Source organism: Nocardia sp. GP40 (assembly GCF_050434125.1).
In the GTDB taxonomy this organism is placed as follows: domain Bacteria; phylum Actinomycetota; class Actinomycetes; order Mycobacteriales; family Mycobacteriaceae; genus Nocardia; species Nocardia albiluteola.
The window spans coordinates 60,592-77,656 of sequence record NZ_JBNPVW010000012.1 but is presented as its reverse complement, the minus strand read 5'-3'; the positions used below and the strand labels follow the sequence as shown (position 1 = coordinate 77,656).

Sequence of the window (17,065 nt, the reverse complement as noted above, 5' to 3'; positions counted from 1 at the left end):
CGAGCCCTGCGGGTATGTGGTGGAGGTGCACGCATGCGCCGCCTATTGCCCACTCTCGTAGCTGAGCATCGTCGCTGAGCTGGCTGTGACAGCCTGATTTGGCCCCGGTGTGACGGTCTGATGTGGCCCCGGTTGCGGCGCGCCGGGCTGGCTGTGACGGTTTGATTTGGCCCCACTTCAAGCTCGATTTCGACATGGTCGTTTTCGAGCTGGTGGAAGGGGTCCGGGATGGAGCCTCGGGTGGAGTTGTTTGCCGCCATTCGGCGTGATGCTCGTGTCGAGGGCCACCCTGCGGCGAGTCGAAGCCGCCGGGTTCCCGCGCCAGAAATGGCTCGGGGACTTCGACTTCGACGCAAACCCCAACATCAACGCCGCGACCATCCACACCCTCGCCGCAGCCGAAAAAGGCTACCGAGTCCGCTACACCCCGCCACGAAACTGGTCAACGAACTCGTCGAAGCCGCCGACGAGAAACAACTCGCCAAAACCATCAACCGCTACGGGCGAGTGGACCGGACGAAAACCTTCACCAACCCACGGCTCTGCGCCGCAATCGTCGACAGACTCACTTACGGCGGAACAATCATCAACACCGGCACCGACAGTTACCGACTCGCCCACTCCAAGACGCAATACATCAAGACACGGCCGGGTCAAAGCTCCTCTACCGCAACCCCTTCTACGCGATCACCGGCACACAACACGTCCGCGAGCCGATCCAAATCACCGCGTAAACCCTCGGGCGAATAGCCCGAGGCTTATTCAAAGTCGGCGTGCTGTAATCAATGCATACGAGAGAAGATGCCGTCGAAACGCTTGACCCACCAGTTTGGCTCCGAGAACGTTGTCATATGTGACGGATGGCCGTATGCGGAGTTTGGCGAGCATCCAGCCCAGTGGTTGCCACAGTGTCGCAGCCGAGGAGAGGCGTTGGATGGAGGGGTAAACATTCGACGAGATATCACGTTTTCCGACGTCGGAAAATCCAACTTCTTCTGATCGGCCCCCAGCTCTACGAGGCCCTCACCACCCTGCTCGAACCCCAAGTGCGCGTGGAGGTGCACGGCTACTACGGCCCCAACTTCGCGGGAGCGGTCCGCATGCACGCGGGCGTCGCCAACCACAGGGCCACCCTCGCTCTCCAATTACCCGGCCGCACACCGGAATACGGCGGCGACATCATCCTCATGCACGGCATCGCCAATTCCCTGCCCGCCCGGATCGCCGCCAGCCTCCCCAAATGCGCTCCGGGAGGCCACCCTTCGATCCGAGGCCGCCGCTCCGACCTGCAAACAGCCGAATACTCCCGCAACCCCCTGTACCTCTCCCACACCGAACAACTCAACCGCATAATCCGCCGCCCCCGCTCCTCGGTAGGCGAAATCGCCGTCCACCCCGGCCCCGCAACGGACTCCCGCCCCACCGACGACGGCCGCAGCGTCCACTGGATGGACTACCTCCCCGCCGACGGCCGCTACCTCCTCCACCACCACCGCGGCAACGAATTCACCCTCACCCCAGCTCAACCCGAAGAGCTCACCCGAACCATCCACAGTCTGATAGCCGCCACGCAACACACCCTCACCTCCCCCCGCTAACGGCCCCGCCCGCCCGAGTGAATGTGAATCCTGGGCGGGGCCGTATCGACACCCGCTTACCGCACTGTCAGTGGATAATACGAAGCGACTCTCGGCAGCGGTAGCCCCCGTTCGATGGGCTCGGTCTGCTCATCACCTCGAATGTGCATGCTGAGATGCCATGTGCCCGAGGCCATGTAGGTGGCCGGGATGTCGTCTGCTCCGCCACCAGCCCCATGAAGCACTCCGCCCGCGGGGTATAAACCCGCCCGCCGCGAACGATCGACAACGGGCCGAGCTTTTTACCTGCGGCCGAGGTCACGAACCAGATCCACCGCCAGAACCCGATCCAGATACGCGAACGTCTCGAACTTCGCGCCGGGCTCGATCCCGGCCGAATCCTCGAGCTCTTCCAGCACCGACCGCACCGCCGCCAGATCGAGATCATCATCCAACGCCGCGATCACCGCCGAGAGCCACGCCGGTGGGATCGGGCGGCTCGGGTATCGGCTCCACTCCGCCAGCCGGGTCCGCCACCGATCCAGGGTTGATTGTGCGTGCTCGAGCAACGTCGCGGTGAGCGTCAGCTCGTCGGCATACGGCGTAGTCGCCAGCACGAACCGGAGGGTGGACCGATCCCGCGGCTCCGGACCGCGCGTGCGGCGCACTACGCCGACCCGGATCGTCCGCGGCACCGGAAACCGCTGGGCGGGAACAGGGCTCGTGGCGGTGACTACCAGGCTCAGACGGTGCCCCAGTCCGGTGGCGGCCGAGTCGAGCGAGCCGAACGGACCGGACACCGGACGGATCAACAGCCCGTCGTCGACGCGCACGTCCGGCTCGCCGGTGACCAGCGCCGCGAGCACCTGCGCGCCGTGCACATCCTCGAGTACCCGGCGCAGCACGTCACCGACGACCAGCACCCGGGCCGCGCCGAACTCGTCGCCGGGCGGCGGCGCGTAGCCCACCCCGACCACCGCTCCGGCGAACGCCGCTACCGGCTGCGCCGACGCCCGATCCGCACCACGCAAGGTCAGCATCGTGACTATCATCTCGTGCTTTTCTGATCCCAGCAGCCCTTTGCGGTGGATGCGACGTCCCAGAGGCCGTCGGCGCAAATCCGGTCAGAGCAGACCGAGCAGCTTCAGGTCGGTGATGTACTTGACGATCACCGGCGCGGAGACGGGCGGGATGTCCTTTTCCGGCCCGATCTTGTTGTTGCGCACAGCCGCCCGGAAGTGATCCGCGGGCGCGAGGGACCCGTTGACCGGATGTTCGGGCTGCTGATAGTTGTGCAGCAGCGGCAGCAGCGACGCGTGACGCTGCCTGTCGGGCAGGCCGCGCAATTTTGTCTCGAACTGCGCCAACCAGGCCGCATATTCGGGTACCCGGGTGATGCCGTAGCCGGCGTCGGTCAGCCAGTCGACGTAGGTGTCCATGCTGATGCCGTCGTCGTAGGGGTTCATCACGTGGTAGGTCTCGAAGCCGCTGACCACGTCGGCGCCGAGGGTCGAGATGGCGTCGGCGATGAATTCCACGGGCAGCCCGTCGAAGTGCGCGCGTTGCCGGTTGCCGTCGGCGTCCAATTCGTAGAACGAGTACGGCGCGATCCCGGTGGCCACCAGCGAGAGCATCATCCGGGTGAACATGTCCGGCACGTTGAGCTGTCCGGCGTAGGTGGTGTCGGCCATGATCATGTCGCAGCGGAATACCGACACCGGCAGACCGCACAGGTCGTGCGCCTCGCGCAGGAGGACTTCGCCGCCCCACTTGCTGTTGCCGTATCCGTTGGCGTAATCGTCGCTGATCTTGCGGGCGGGGCTCATCTGCCGAATGTCGGCATCCTCGATGAACGTGCCCGGTTCGATGCCGTCACCGACACCGATCGTCGAGACATAAACGAATGGCTTGATCCGGGTCGTGATGGCGATTCGGATCAGCTCCGCCGTACCGACGACGTTCGGCCCGAACAGCTGGCTGTAGGGCAGAACGTGGTTGACCAGCGCGGCGGGGTCGACGATCAGGTCGACGGTATCGGCCAGCCGTTGCCAGGCGGCGTCGTCGAGTCCGAGGTTCGCCTCACCCTTGTCGCCGGCGAGCACTTCGAGATGATCGGCCGCCAGCGACCGATAGTGCTCCAGCAGTTTCGGATCGCCACTGTCGAACGTCGCGTCGAGGCGCTGCTGGGCAGCGGCGTCGTCCCTGGCGCGCACCAGGCAGATGACCTTGCCGTCGACCAGATCCATCCGTTCCAGCCAGTACAGCGCCAGATAGCGCCCGAGAAAGCCGGTCGCCCCGGTCAGCAGCACGGTACGTACCTCTGGGTTCGCCTTGGGCAGCGACGGCGCGGACGCAAGCGTAGCCTCGTCGAGGAACTTGTCCAACGTCAGATCGCGGGCATACACCTCGGTCGCGTCGCGACCATGCACCGTGTCGTACGTCGCCCGCTCGGCACCACCGGCACGCTGCGCGTCGATATAGCCCGCGATCGAGGCGAGGTCGCTGGCCGGGCTGACGATCACGCCCACGGGGACGTCGACGCCGAAGATCTCGTGAAGCAGATTGGCAAAGGTCAACGCCGACAGCGAATCCCCGCCGAGATCAGGGAACGCTGCGTCGGGAGCCACCTCGGCCGTGGCCGCACCGAGCAGCGCACCGGCGGCCCGGGTCACGGTGTCCACCGTCGGCCGGTGTGCACCGTCCTTGCGCAGCGAACGCAGCACCTCGGTCTGGCCGTCGGCCAGATCACTGTAGAGCCGTTCGAGGGCTGGGCCGTAGTGCTGCACGAGCTTGGGGCGGGCCAGTTTGCGGATGCCGGTCAGCAGGCCGTTTTCCAAGGTGAACGGTGTCGTCTCGACGAGGAAGTCACGAGGAATCTCGTAGGACTGCAAGCCTGCTTCCCGAGCGACACTCTGCAACGCATCGCGCAGCAGCGGCTTGACCGCGGCCACGTCGCCGCCGACGCTGTCGAGTGCATCGCCGGTCGGGACGATCACCGCGAGCAGGAACGACCGGGCGCTGTTGCCGTATACGAAGATCTGCCGCACCAGCGGGTGTCCACCATAGGCCGCCTCCAGCTTCGAGACGGTGACGAACTCGCCCTGCGAGAGCTTCAGCACGTTGTTGCGGCGGTCCACATAGGCCAGCTGATCGTGGCCGATCTCGGCCATCACATCGCCGGTGTGGTACCAGCCTTCGGCATCGAACAGTTCGGCGGTGACCTCGGGTCGCTTGTAGTAGCCGGGGATCAGATTCGGAGACCTGACCAGTAATTCGCCGCGTGGATGCGGCCTATCGGTAGCGAAGTAGCCGAGGTCGGGAACGTCGAGCAGCTTGTAGTCGAGCACCGGCGGGCGCTGGATCAGGCCGTCGACAAGGATCATGCCGTCCTCGGTCGAGCCGTAGCCCTCCGTCAAATGGATGTCGAGGAACTCCTCCACCCAGGATCGCAGATCGGGTGAAATGGGTGCGGAGCCCGTCATCGCCGAGAACTGGCGTCCGCCGATGAGCTTCTCGCGCTGCTCAACCATGACCTGCCGTTCGACGGCCTCCCGGTCGCCGCCGTTCCAACGACGGTCGACTTCGCTCTGCACCTCCTGGAACAACATCTCCCAGATACGCGGCACGAGATCCAGCTTCGTCGGACGGACCAGCGCGAGATCCTCGAGCAGGGTCGACAAGTCACTGCGGGCGGCGAAGTACGCCGTTCCGCCCGAGCCCAGCGTGGAATAGAGGATCACCCGACCCATCACGTGGCTGATCGGCATGAAGTTCAATGTGATCGCCGGCAGCTTGCGATCCAGGTCCGAGTCGAGGCTGAACCAGCCCCGCCAGCAGTTGGCCATCAGGCGGTCGGTGTACATCGCGCCCTTCGGCGCCCCCGTTGAGCCGGAGGTATAGATCAGCAGGCGCAGCGCGTCGTGGTCGCCGCCCGGAATCTGGGGCCCGTCGGTGTGCTGGGGGGCCTGTTCGATGACGTCGCCGAGCGCCTCGACCGTGACGTGCCGGTCCGCCAGGCGGGCGACGGCCGATGCCAGGGCCTCTCGGTGGTCGTCGACCTGAGGGTGGTAGTCGAAAACCACCAGGCGCTTCGGCGTGTCCGCGGTGAGTGCGAGTTCGACCGCGTCCGCGAGGTGGTCGACGCTGGAGAGCATCGCAACCGGTTCCGTCTCGACCAGGATCGGGTCCAGTTGCTGCACCGGCGCACTGGTCTGCAGCGGAACGGCGACGGCTCCGGCCAGCGATAGCGCCATGTCGACGATCGCGTAGTCCACGCTGGTGAAGCCGAGAGTCGCCACGCGGTCGCCCGGCTGGACGGGGTTGCCGGCCAGGGCATCGGCGAGGGCCCGGACGCGAGACCAGGTCTCGCGGTAGGTCAGGGTGTCGAAACGAGGCTGCAATTCGGCAACGGTGCGCCCGTTTGCGCCGGTCACGAATTCGACGGCGCGCTGGCCGAGAGCCGGCCGGTCGGCATAGCCGTTCAGCACTGTGCGTATCACGTCGGTGAGTAATACGTCCGGTTCGCCCGGTTCGGCGGTGATCGCTGGATCGGGCTGCGCGGAACCGAGTTGCGCGTCGCTCGAGATCAACTTCTCGAATCGATTTTGTCGCCGTGCTTCTCGAGCCTTGACAGAAGTCGACATATCGAAATCTCCTTCAATGTACAAGAATTGAATTCCGGAGAGGCCAACCGCTCTGGTCGATGCAACCACTTAGCATGAATAATTATTCCCGGGCGCTCGCTGTGCGCGCTCGGACTGGGCGTGAAATTGCTCACGTAGACCCGTACGGCGAGAACCGGGTCGCCGGCCACCGTCACCATCGACGGCTGCACCGACGCCGGGCGGCCCGGGGTCCTGTGCGTCATTTCCGAGGGACCCATCGCACGGCAGATCGGCCGCCTCGACGCAGCCGAACGCAGGACGGCGATACTACGCGAACTCATCACGCGATTCGGCGAAAAGGCCGGTACCCCAGTCGATTACGTCGAGCAGGACTGGAGCGCCGAGCGCTACTCCGGTGGTGGGCCGTATCCACTGGGCCGAAACCGAGCGCTCGGCCGTCATGTGCGGTTGGGTCGACGGAGCCATTCGCTCCGGTGAACGCGCCGCAAGCGAAGTGCTGCGCCACGAACTCGCCGCGGTATGACCAGACCCGCCACGACCACCACGAGGCCACGGTCTACATCGCCGCCATCCGAACCCCGCCCCGACGACCCGCCCGAACCCCGACAAAGGAAACAGTCCGCGCTCAATGCGCCAGGCAATGTGGCAATGTCGGACACATGGTCGAATTCCAGGTTGGTCACCGGGTCGTCATTACCGACGGAGCATTCACGACGCTCGAGCCAGCCGCCGCCATCGGGGATGCGACCCACTTTCTTGATGTCCACGTGAACCATGTGCCCTGGCCGGCGAGCGATGATGCGGCGTGGGGCCCGATTGGTTTCACCACCGGGGTCAAGGAACCGGCGCCGGTTCAGCCCGAGCCGGGCCAAATGCCGACTCACGGTGCGCACCGACACCAACTGGCCTTCGACGGCCAGTTCGGAGGCGATACGCCGTGCCGGCCATTTGCGGTCCCGCCGCAACTGCTCGATCCGCACGAGGACTTCCACGGGGGTCGCGGTGGGCTGCCGACCCGGCGCTGAGGACCGGTCGAGTAAACCGAGTTCCCCGAACCGGTGAAATCGGTTGACCCACTTGCTTGCACACTGGCGCGAGATCCCCATCTCGGCCGCGACGTGAGCGATCGGGCGGTCCTGGCATCGCTGGACCAGTCTTCGCCGACCTTCCACCGACAACGGAGCATTAGCGTGCATCGGCGCGCACCTGCCCGGCCGGGCTCGTGACACGCCAACGCTGGCCCATCACACCGTTGGCCGAGCGCTTGACCGATTTGATCCCACGGCACGGGCCGCCCAGGCTCGATCGTCCAGTCTCGTCGAAGCCGCTCGCGTCGCCGTGCCGAGACGATGTGGCGGTCGATCATGGAATCGACTGCGTTGGCGATGCTCGCCAACGCGTCGAGTGCCGCCAGGTCGGGATCGGCGATAGGGGGTTCGTCGAGGGCGCGTGGGGCGTGGTCGATGAGGCCGACGATCAGGGGCGCCCCTCCCACTCAGGGTCAGTCCTCGGTGATGGGATACATGTCGGCGTAGGGACTGGGTTCGCCGGCCTGCGGGTCCAGGCCGGCCAGGGCGACATCGGAGAGCTCCGACAAGCCACGTTAGTTGTGCTCGCTTCGGTGGTGCTTCTCATTGGTGATGAGGCGGCGCCGGGCTGGCGATGGTGTAGTCGCGGCCGGACGTCAGTCAGCACTTCCTCTCTGCCGGTGCCGGGAGTCGGAACGCGAGGCTATGCCCGCGTGGCCGACGACAAACACATCCATGCCCAATCTCGGCGGCCGCCATGCCTGCCGCACCGGCTGGTGCCCGGCTGCCTTACCTGGAGGAATGCGCGGTGGTTGGGAAAGGTCAGCAAGTCTCGCCGCGATCTCACCTGGTTCGATGATGAGATGTCGAATCCATTCGATCCAGAGATCGAGGCGCTCTTGGCTGGGCTTCCCGTTGAAGGTGCGGACGCCACGGCGCGGGAGAAGCTGCGAGACGTGCTGCTTCATCGGTACGACATCGATCTCCCCTTCTCGGTATTGCCCGAACTGGCTGCCATCGTCAGCGACGGCAGCCCGAGCGATCGAACCCAAGCCGTTCTGGTAGCAGGCGCACTCATCGCCGACGCCGACCCATACACCGCCGAGATTCGAGACCAATACGCCGACAGCATCGCGGTCTTACTCGCCGAGGTGCAGTCCGAGCTGGCCGAAAGCCGTCCCGGAGAGCAGGATCATGAGCCGGACACTTTCATCGCCCGGGTGGAGGCCATGCTGACCTTCGAGGACGCGACAGTGTGGTCGCGCAGGCTGGACGGGTTGATCGATGAGGAATTCGAGATCGAATGTCCCGTCTGCTGGGCCGCGATGATGGTGTACCTCGGCGGGCCGGGATTCTTCACCTGTACGAGTGGTTATCCGCTCGACAACGTCACCAAGCGACCGCTGATTCCGATAGACCCCGACCAGATGACCGATCTCGGTGCCCGTCTCCACCAACTCGCCCTTATCGGCCGGCAGCACACGATCGCTCGGCAACTCACCTTTCTCTTCGGTCGTGCCACATGCACCGAGAACGGCCATGAGTTCACACCTGCCGACGCCATCGAAAAGGCAGCAATGTCCTAGAGATGACAGTCACAGCACTGATTGATCTCGGCCAACTCCTGATGCCGCGCCACACGCACTGGAAGAGGTTGCGGTGAACTCCGGTTTCGGTTCCGGCGGCAACCGGAAACGAGGCACCGTGTCCGCGACTCCCCCGGCCCCGAGACGGCCCGAAGTAACCGGCCCGGTGCGGCCGAAACGGGTCTGCCCGGGCGGCCCCGCCGGCGCGGCCTAATTCCGCACGTTCAGCGGTGGGGTCGCCGGGAAAGTGACCGACAAGGCGGTCAACGCACGGTGGAACGGACCCGGTCGCCAGCTCGGCGTGTCCTTCGTGGTGTCGAGCTCCATTTCGGGCAGCGCGTCCAGCAGCTGGTCGATGGCATCCTGTGCGACCAGGTAGGCCAGCGACTGCGCGGGGCAGGCGTGCGGGCCGATCCCCCACGCCAGGTGGGAGCGATTGCCGGTGAGGTCGTCGGCCCGGATGGACGGATCGGTATTGCAGCCCGCCATGCTGATGACGACCGGCTGATGCGCCGGTAGCCACACGTCGTCGACGATGATCGGCTGGCGCGGATAGGTGATCAGCAGATTCGCCAGCGGCGGGTCGTTGAACAAGACCTCGTCCAGGGCATCGCGCGAGGACAGGTTCCCGCCCAGGACACTGCCGCCGAAGCGCTCGTCGGTGAGGATCAGCAGCAGGGTGTTGACGATCAGATTCAGTTCGAATTCGATGCCGGTGCCGTAGACCTGGGACACATGATGCGACACCTCGACATCGTCCAGCGCGGCCGAATGCTGTTGCAGGACAGTGACGATGTCGTTGCCCGGCTCGGATCGCTTGAGGGTCACCAGGTCCATCAGCGCCTGGCCGAGCATCTGATTGCCCTTCTCGGCGTCGACGCCCTCGAGTAACGCTGCCGTTCCCGCGGCGACCCGCTGTCCGATCTCCGGCGGGCAGCCGAGCATAACGTTGACGACCTCGAACGCCAGCGGATACACGTACTGGCTGATGAGTTCCGCGGAGCCGGTGCCGCAGAACCCGTTGATCAGCCGGGTCGCGATGCTCTCCACGATGTCGTGCATGGCATAGAGATCCACGGCCCCGATGCCGGCCGTGATGGCCTGCCGGTACCGCTCGAATTCCGCACCGGTACAACGGCTGGCCATGGGCCGCCACTCCAGCAGCGGCAGGATCGGGCAGTCTGCCGGGACCGTCTCCTGCCAGGTGCGCGGATCGGCCGGGAAATGTTCGGGATCGTTGAGGATTCGCACGGCGGCGCGGTAGCCGATCACCAGCGTCGCGGGCACGCCCGGAGCGAGTTCGACCGGAGCCAATGATCCGTACTGCCTTCGCATCTCACTGTAGAAGCGGTGCGGGTCGGCAGCGAACTCGGGCGAATACAGTGACACTCGCGGGTCGTCGGAATCGATCGGCGAGCCGTGAACGACCGGGCACGATCGGGCGCGGACCTCGGACTGCGGCGTAGTCAACAAGAAACTCCGGACTGTTCGTATGACACATCGGCTGTAGTTCTGCATCGTGGCGAATCGTTGCTCGGCAACGACCGGTCGATGGTACAGCGACAACCACCGCACCGTGTAACGTGACGAAAACCAGCCTGACGGAATATTTTTCGCATGTCATGACAGGGAGGGCGGCGGCGAGGAGATCGAGTGTGATCACCGCCGGTCAAGGACACGGCCCAACGGTCGCGCCGAAGACGGCGCAACCGTCGGGCCGTACATCTAGACGCCGAGCGCGTCCAGCGAATCGTGATCGTCGATCGCGGTGGTGATGCGCTTCAGCAGCGCCAGGCAGGTCTCGTTCGACTGCATCTTCGGCTGATATGCCGCCCGCCCGATCGTGAAAGCCCATGCGGCGTAGGCGAACATGGACTGCTGCCGATACAGCAGCCAGGCGTCGTCGAACGACGGCGCCTTACCGCCGGCCTGCGCAAGCTCGTCCAGATATGCCTGCAGCAGTTCACGATCCCAGGCCCTGCGGTCCTCGGGCTCACAACCGGAGTTGATCGTGTAGGCGAAATCGTGTGCCCAGCCGCCACGCATCACGACCTGCCAGTCCACATATCCCATGCGCCCGTCGCGCGTGCGATACGTCTGCCCGATGTGCGGGTCGCCGTGCAGCAGCGTCGCGGGCATGTCGTCGGTGGCTATCGCGATGGCCCGCTCGACCCCCGCCCACAACCGATCCGCTTGCCCCTGCAGAGCTTCCGGGACGACCTCGGCGGCCCGGCGCAGGCCGACCTCGCAGCGCTTCTTCATATCGATCGCCGCGAGGTACACCCCGAGCATGTAGGCCGGCGTGTTCAGGGCCTCGATCGCCGGGTCCTCCCAGAAGGTGCCGTGCAGGCGAGCGAGATTGCGGACCAGATCCTCCATCTGGTCGCGGGCGATCTGCGCGGTCGGTTCGCTGAACACCGCGTCGCGGGTGGCGGCGATGTCCTCCATCAGCGCGATCGATCGCCACGACGACGGGTCCGACGCGCCCCAGTAGCCGATCGGCGCCTCCATCGTCACGCGCGGCCGAAAGTCCTTGAAGAATTGGGTCTCTCCATTGATCATCTTGCCGCCGCCGAGCAGGATGCGCTGACTGAAGGCCGTGGTCGTCTTCGCGAACAGCTCGCGCGGCAGCCCGGCCGCGGCGCCCGCCTCGTTGTATTCGACCCGGATCGCGACGCGGGTGGAGGTGCCGCTACTGCCGTTGGAGGTCTCGAACGACAGCACCTGCGCGCCCGGAACATTGCGGCACAGTACGGCCGTGAGCCATTCGGGGGTAAGGCGCTCACCGGAGACCGGGACATCATCGAGTGAGCGTGCCTTCGGCCGGGTGATCATCTCCCCCGCCATGTGAGCACCGACCGTGGCCGATCGCCCGAGCAACCAGAGCTTGTGGTTCATAAGAAGCCTGCCTCGATTCCGAAGTACGACAACACGAACGCGCCACCGACCGACCGGCCGGCGCCCGCAGACAGTACCTCACAATCGCGTAACACGTTGTAAGACATAGTTATTGCCGCAGTATATGGTGCGTGCGATACACCGAATCCCGCACGCCGGAGTCCGATCCCGCGTCGTGTGTTGCCGAGTGGTCGACTTCGAAGACATCGACCGGCAGCAACTGTAGGCAGACCGAACCGGCTCAGCTGTGGGCAAGTTCGCGGTCGGTGAGTGCGCCGATGACCGGTCCGAGTGCCTGGGCGTAGCTGACGGTGAGGTGATTGTCGTCGCGGTACACCAGCGTGTTGCCGACAATGAGGGGACAGCGGATCGCGGTGCAGAACAGCGAGGTGAGATCGGCGAACTGCCCGCCGCCCGCCGTGGCTGCCGCCTGCTCGGCTGCGATGCCGGCGGCGTTCACCGCGACCGGGCGCGCCGGGCTGCAGGCCGACGCGTCGTCGATGTGTTCGGACAGGCATGCCGGCACGGTGGTGTGTGGATCGGGGACGGGGCCGAGCACGAGGACGGCCGAACCGATCGTGCGTAGCTGGGCAACCAAACGGGTCAGGGCATCGATCCAGGCGTGGTCGTAGGAGACGAAGCCGAAGTCGCCGCCGTAGCGTCGAGACATATCCACCACGATCAGTCGCGGGCGTTCGGTCCGTAGCCGGGACATCACTTGGCCCCGCCATTGTTCGCATTCGGTGTACTCGCGGTCCAGATAGGGGCTGGTGATGGGCAGGTCGAGCAGTGGGCAGGTGACTTTGGCCATGGTTTCCAGCCGCCAGTGCCGCGCCTGGGCGATCGGCTCGAACGCCGGGTTCCACATCCCCGCATGCGAGTCACCGACCAAGGCCACCGTGGTGGGCGAGGCCGGATCACCCGAGGCGCACTCGGGTTGGCCCACCTCGCGCCAGGAGCGGACACAGCCATTGGTGAATACGCTTGCCTTGTCACCGGACGCGGTGCCGAGCGAGGGGGTGAGATTCGATGGAACAGCTCCGATTTCGGCTGAGGCGGCGACTGTGGCCTGAGTTTGTGTCATCAACTGCCCGACCACCTCGTCGTGCGGGTCGACCACGGGAGGGGCCGGCGCGGGCGCCGTCACGAGTGCGAGGGGCCGCTCCGCCTTGCCGCGACCGACCGGGGCAGGCACGATCACGAGCAACGCCAGGGCCACGCAGAGGGCGACTGTGGTGCACACTCCGCCACAGGCCAGACTGAGGCCGGCCGAATTCCGCAACGGGGCGACGAAACGAACCGGGTTCTCCACCGACCACCGGGTCAGCATGGCGAGCCCGCCCGCCGTCACGACTGCGCCGAGCGCGCCGACCTGCCCGAGCGGGTGGCCGAGTACGTGCGGCGCCAGTAGCAGCACCGGCCAATGCCAGAGATACCAGGCGTAGGACACACCGCCGATCGCCCGCACCTGCGTTCGCACCAATACCCGACCGACACCGAATCGTGTTTCCGCACAGCCGGATACGATCACCAGGGCCGCGCCCAGGACAGGCAGCAGTGCCGCGACGCCCGGAAACGGTGTCCGGCCGTTCAGATGGGTGCAGGTGGCCACGATCAGGGCCAGACCGATCCATCCGGCGAGCCCGGCAACCGATTTCGGCAACCGAGACCACGCGGTGGCCGAGAGCGCCACTATGCCGCCGGCGGCCAACTCCCAGGCCCGGGAGGGCAGCGAGAAGAAGGCCCATGATGGCTGCGTGCCGGTCCAGATCAGCGAGATCGTGAACGAGATGGCGGCGACAAGCGCCAGGAGCATCAGGTACGGGCGCACCGTGGCCGCTCGGGATCGGCGCCATCGCACCAGCCAGACCGTGGCGATGATCATTACCGGCCACAGCACATAGAATTGCTCCTCCACACCGAGCGACCAGAAGTGCTGAAAGGGCGACGGCGGCGCGTCGGCGGCGAGGTAGTCGGTGCCGCGCAGGGCAAGCCGATAGTTCCCGGCATACAGCGCGCTGGCAATCCCGTCGCCGAGAACCTGGCGGGCCTGCAGTGGCGGCAGCAGCACCGCGGCGCCGATCGCGGTGGTGACCAGCACGATGGCCGCGGCGGGCAGCAACCGCCGGGCCCGTGCACCGTAGAACCGGGCCAGTGCGATAGTGCCGGTGTCCGTTGCCTCGCGGTAGAGGATGCCGGTGATGAGGAAGCCGGATATTACGAAAAAGACGTCCACGCCGACGAATCCACCACCGAACCCGGGCGTGCCCGCATGGAAAAACACGACGGCCAGCACGGCGACCGCTCGCAATCCCTCGATATCGGGCCGAAACCCCTTTCGGGGCGACGCAACATAGATCGGGTCTGCCTGCCGATCTATCAATCCGCTTTCGGCCGTGTCCGTCATGGGGCTGCATTTTCATCGATATTGTCGGCGGTGGCGCGAAGACTCTCCGCGTGTCGATCCTTCCGATCTCTATTCGTTGCGCAGGCGATGTGATCGCGGTCGAATGGGGAGGTTTGCACCGCATGTCGGACAGCGACTTAAACCCTTTCGAAGAAATGCGGAACGGCGCTGCTGCTCTTTTCGGCGAACCTTCCGCCATCGCCGCGGAGATCATCGTGCGCAGCCGCGGCGGCGGTGGTCGCCCGCTGACCGAGAGCGACGGGCGCATTCACCACGACCGCACGCCGGACGAATGCGGTCCGCGCTGAGCGACCGAGTCAGGCAGGTGTCATGGCAGCGGTTGCCCGCCGCTGTTGCGTGACCGGAAGAGTTTGTACACCGCGACGGCGTCGTCGCGGGGCAGATAGCGCATGGGCAGACGCCGCTGGTCCCACGGCTTGGCGAACTCGCCGTAGAAGGTGCTGGGTTCGAAGTATTTGTCCTTTCCGCCGGCCAGGTAGGGCGCGGTGGCCTCGCGGGTGGCCAGGAAGACGACCTCGTCGGGCGCACAGTGATACAGCGCCGCGAGGCACATCGGGCACGGATGGGCGATGGCATAGACCGTGCATCCGGTCAGGTATTCCGAGCCCAGCTTCCGGCACGCCTCGCGGATCGCGCGGATCTCGGCGTGGTCGGTCGGGTCGTGGGTCTGCGGGACGCAATTGCTGCCCTCGGCGAAGATCTCCCCGTCCTTGACGACGACGGTCCCGAACGGCAACCCGCCCTCGGCGACACTCCTGTGTGCGATCTCGATCGTGCGATGCACGAAATCCGTGGAAATCGTCGAGCCGGTCATCGGGCGACCGGTTCCGGGCGGACCGGGCAGTTCACCGGGACGTCCTCCAGCCGTGCCGGGCCACTTCCCTTGTTGGGGTTCGTCTTCCACGGCCAATCGTTGGAGTGGAACGGCGCCAGGGTGGGCAGCTTCGCTTCACGTCCGCGCTGGGCCATCTCGCGGGTGATGGCCGCGCGCCCGCCGCCACCGAGCAGCTCGACGTCCATGAGGAAGTAGTCCTGGAAGAAGACCATGCCCAGCGACCGATCGGCGACGATGCGGCCGAGCACGTCGAGCAGCGTCTCGGGCGTGGTCTCGAATTGCGGCGTCTCGATGAGCAGCAACCGGTCGCCCATCGTCTCGGTGCCCATGAACTGGACCAGGACGCTGTAGAGGATGTTGTTCTGCCGCGCGACGTACAGCGAGTTGCTGACCGCGTAGGCGTGTTCCCAGTCGTCGCCCAGTCGTTCCTTCCATTCCTCGACGACGCTCATCCAGTGCCCGACCTGGGCGCTGGAGCCGATGCCGATCGACTTCGCTGAATAGGGTTCGGTGTCGCGGATGAAACGCTCCACGTCGTCGTAGCTGTATCCGCCCTTGGCGAGGCATCCGTCCATGAAGGCCATGTTGCGTTGCAGGATCGAGCGCAGGATCGAGCGGTCGTCGTCCGACATGTCCAGATCGTCGAGGGATTCGAAGGCGGTCTGATGCTGCGCCCGGTACATCTCCATCGGCGGCCGCCACAGTTGGTTGGCATACGCATTGGACACGTACGGTGAAACGATCTCGTAGATCGCCATGGTGCTGTGGCCCACCGATTTCGCCAGCTGGTACACGATCGGCACCGGTGGCGCGTACTCGGGTTCGTGGCCGGGCCGGTACAGGATCATCTGCCCGCCGGCGCCGGAGAACAGCGCCAGGATGATGGGCACCTGGTCGCGCATGTTCTTCTTGAATTTCTCCAGGGAGGTCTCGTACAGCTGAATCATCGACGCGTTCAGTGCCAAGACCGCCTGTTCGGCGACGGTGCGCGCGCTGGCGGATGGTTCGTCGGCGACGACCGGGCGCATGAATTTCGGGACTGCGCTGCCGTTGGATTTGCTCATTGTGGTCACTTCTCCTTAATCGGTTGTGGCGGGAGCGCATACCCGTCTCATGGCAGGTGCCAGAACACGGCGGTCACCAGCCAGATCAGCACTCCCCAGAACGCCATGACCGCGGCGATCAACAGGTAACCGCGAACGTTGGTCGCCGTGGGCGGCGCATCGGGCGCCGGGTCCAGCCAGCGATCCAGCAGTGGATTCACATAGAACGGCATGACCACGAAGGTCATCACGAAGCTGGACAACAGATTTCCGATCAGCATGCCCAGCCACAGCGACAGCTTCGCCGGCGCCATCAACAAGGTGAGCAGCACGACCGTCGGATAGAGGCCGACCCACACCGCGATCGTCGTCTTGGTTCGCGACGGTGTGCGAGTGCGGCCACCGTCCTCGTCGAACGCGAACCAGCTGCCGAACGAGTTGTCGATCGTGCGCAACCGGAAGTCGCTGAACCGCTTGCCTTCGTCGAGCAGCCGGCGTCGCTCGCTCGAGGTCAGCCAGCGGTCCAGATCGGCGGCGCTGTCGTATCGGTAGAGCATGGTCCACTCGTCCTGCACACCCTCGATCGGGCGGAAGGTCTCCGAACCCCGGAATCCTGGAAACTTCTTCTCCGCCAATCGAAGCCGCTGCTGCCAGGACAGGAACTCGGGCATCTGATCGGGAGGAACCCGATGGGTGACCACGGCGGTGACGAGGGTATCGGCGGGCATGGCGGCGCCGGTCACGATCTGCTGCGTGGCGGGACTGTCGAGGTAGCGTTGGCCCTCGGCGAGTCGATCCTGGCGTGCGGCGCTGTTGATCCAGGCCCGCAGATTCGGGATCGAGTCGAATCGGTAGATCACCGACCACTGCGACTGCGTGGGTGTCGGCGGGTTGATCTCCGCGGCAATGAATCCCGGATAGTGTGCGGCCGTGTTGTTGAGCCCCTCCGCCCAGGACCGGAAGGCCTCTTCGCAGCCGGGGCGGACCGTTTCGCCGATGATGACGGTGGCGACGTCGACCGCAGGCTTCTCGCGGGTCATCGATC

At 65.5% G+C, this 17,065-nt stretch carries 11 protein-coding genes and 3 pseudogenes; 5 read left to right on the top strand and 9 right to left on the bottom strand.

Annotated elements, in window-relative coordinates:
* Nucleotides 1-280: 280 nt before the first annotated feature.
* Both ABH933_RS31295 and ABH933_RS31290 read left to right on the top strand, forming a co-directional pair.
* Nucleotides 281-750 (top strand): annotated as a pseudogene (locus ABH933_RS31295) (hypothetical protein); the annotation flags it as partial.
* Between the two features lie 110 nt (nt 751-860).
* The gene (locus tag ABH933_RS31290) at nt 861-1,598 is read left to right on the top strand and encodes an ESX secretion-associated protein EspG (protein ID WP_429423303.1); all 738 of its coding nucleotides are present in this window, start codon (nt 861-863) and stop codon (nt 1,596-1,598) included.
* 281 nt (nt 1,599-1,879) lie between these two features.
* On the opposite strand, the gene ABH933_RS31285 is transcribed toward ABH933_RS31290, so the two are convergent.
* Together ABH933_RS31285 and car are read right to left on the bottom strand one after the other, a co-directional pair.
* The gene (locus tag ABH933_RS31285) at nt 1,880-2,617 is read right to left on the bottom strand and encodes a hypothetical protein (RefSeq protein WP_429423302.1); all 738 of its coding nucleotides are present in this window, start codon (nt 2,615-2,617) and stop codon (nt 1,880-1,882) included.
* An 84-nt stretch (nt 2,618-2,701) separates the two neighbouring features.
* Nucleotides 2,702-6,220: a carboxylic acid reductase gene (gene car, locus ABH933_RS31280; protein WP_429423301.1), complete on the bottom strand. Its 3,519-nt coding sequence runs from the start codon at nt 6,218-6,220 to the stop codon at nt 2,702-2,704.
* A 141-nt stretch (nt 6,221-6,361) separates the two neighbouring features.
* On the opposite strand from car, the pseudogene ABH933_RS31275 reads away from it, so the two are divergent.
* Nucleotides 6,362-6,725 (top strand): annotated as a pseudogene (locus ABH933_RS31275) (FAD-dependent oxidoreductase); the annotation flags it as partial.
* 199 nt (nt 6,726-6,924) lie between these two features.
* Here ABH933_RS31275 and ABH933_RS31270 read toward each other — a convergent pair.
* Nucleotides 6,925-7,398: pseudogene (locus ABH933_RS31270) on the bottom strand (helix-turn-helix domain-containing protein); the annotation flags it as partial.
* 545 nt (nt 7,399-7,943) lie between these two features.
* Between ABH933_RS31270 and ABH933_RS31265 the strand changes: the two are divergent.
* Nucleotides 7,944-8,816 carry a hypothetical protein gene (locus ABH933_RS31265; RefSeq protein ID WP_429423300.1) on the top strand — a complete coding sequence of 291 codons (873 nt, stop codon included), beginning with the start codon at nt 7,944-7,946 and terminating at the stop codon, nt 8,814-8,816.
* A gap of 210 nt (nt 8,817-9,026) precedes the next feature.
* Here ABH933_RS31265 and ABH933_RS31260 read toward each other — a convergent pair whose 3' ends face one another.
* The 3 genes from ABH933_RS31260 to ABH933_RS31250 all read right to left on the bottom strand — a co-directional run bounded on the left by ABH933_RS31260 (nt 9,027) and on the right by ABH933_RS31250 (nt 14,121).
* The gene (locus ABH933_RS31260; protein ID WP_429423299.1) at nt 9,027-10,286 is read right to left on the bottom strand and encodes a cytochrome P450; all 1,260 of its coding nucleotides are present in this window, start codon (nt 10,284-10,286) and stop codon (nt 9,027-9,029) included.
* A 255-nt stretch (nt 10,287-10,541) separates the two neighbouring features.
* Nucleotides 10,542-11,714: an aminoglycoside phosphotransferase family protein gene (locus ABH933_RS31255; protein WP_215919577.1), complete on the bottom strand. Its 1,173-nt coding sequence runs from the start codon at nt 11,712-11,714 to the stop codon at nt 10,542-10,544.
* A gap of 241 nt (nt 11,715-11,955) precedes the next feature.
* On the bottom strand, nt 11,956-14,121 hold the full coding sequence (locus ABH933_RS31250; protein ID WP_429423298.1) for an acyltransferase family protein: 2,166 nt from the start codon (nt 14,119-14,121) through the stop codon (nt 11,956-11,958).
* Between the two features lie 50 nt (nt 14,122-14,171).
* On the opposite strand from ABH933_RS31250, the gene ABH933_RS31245 reads away from it, so the two are divergent.
* Complete coding sequence (locus ABH933_RS31245; RefSeq protein WP_429423297.1) at nt 14,172-14,429, top strand: hypothetical protein; 258 nt, start codon at nt 14,172-14,174, stop codon at nt 14,427-14,429.
* A gap of 20 nt (nt 14,430-14,449) precedes the next feature.
* Here ABH933_RS31245 and ABH933_RS31240 read toward each other — a convergent pair whose 3' ends face one another.
* From ABH933_RS31240 to ABH933_RS31230, 3 genes are read right to left on the bottom strand one after another with little or no spacing between them, the layout of a single operon-like run.
* A complete protein-coding gene (locus ABH933_RS31240) occupies nt 14,450-14,956 on the bottom strand; it encodes a nucleoside deaminase (protein ID WP_429423296.1) in 507 nt (168 codons plus the stop codon).
* Entirely contained in the window at nt 14,953-16,041 is a 1,089-nt protein-coding gene (locus tag ABH933_RS31235) for a hypothetical protein (protein ID WP_429423295.1), read from the bottom strand. The genes ABH933_RS31240 and ABH933_RS31235 overlap by 4 nt, the downstream gene beginning before the upstream one ends.
* A gap of 47 nt (nt 16,042-16,088) precedes the next feature.
* The gene (locus tag ABH933_RS31230) at nt 16,089-17,060 is read right to left on the bottom strand and encodes an antibiotic biosynthesis monooxygenase (protein ID WP_429423294.1); all 972 of its coding nucleotides are present in this window, start codon (nt 17,058-17,060) and stop codon (nt 16,089-16,091) included.
* Nucleotides 17,061-17,065: the final 5 nt, after the last annotated feature.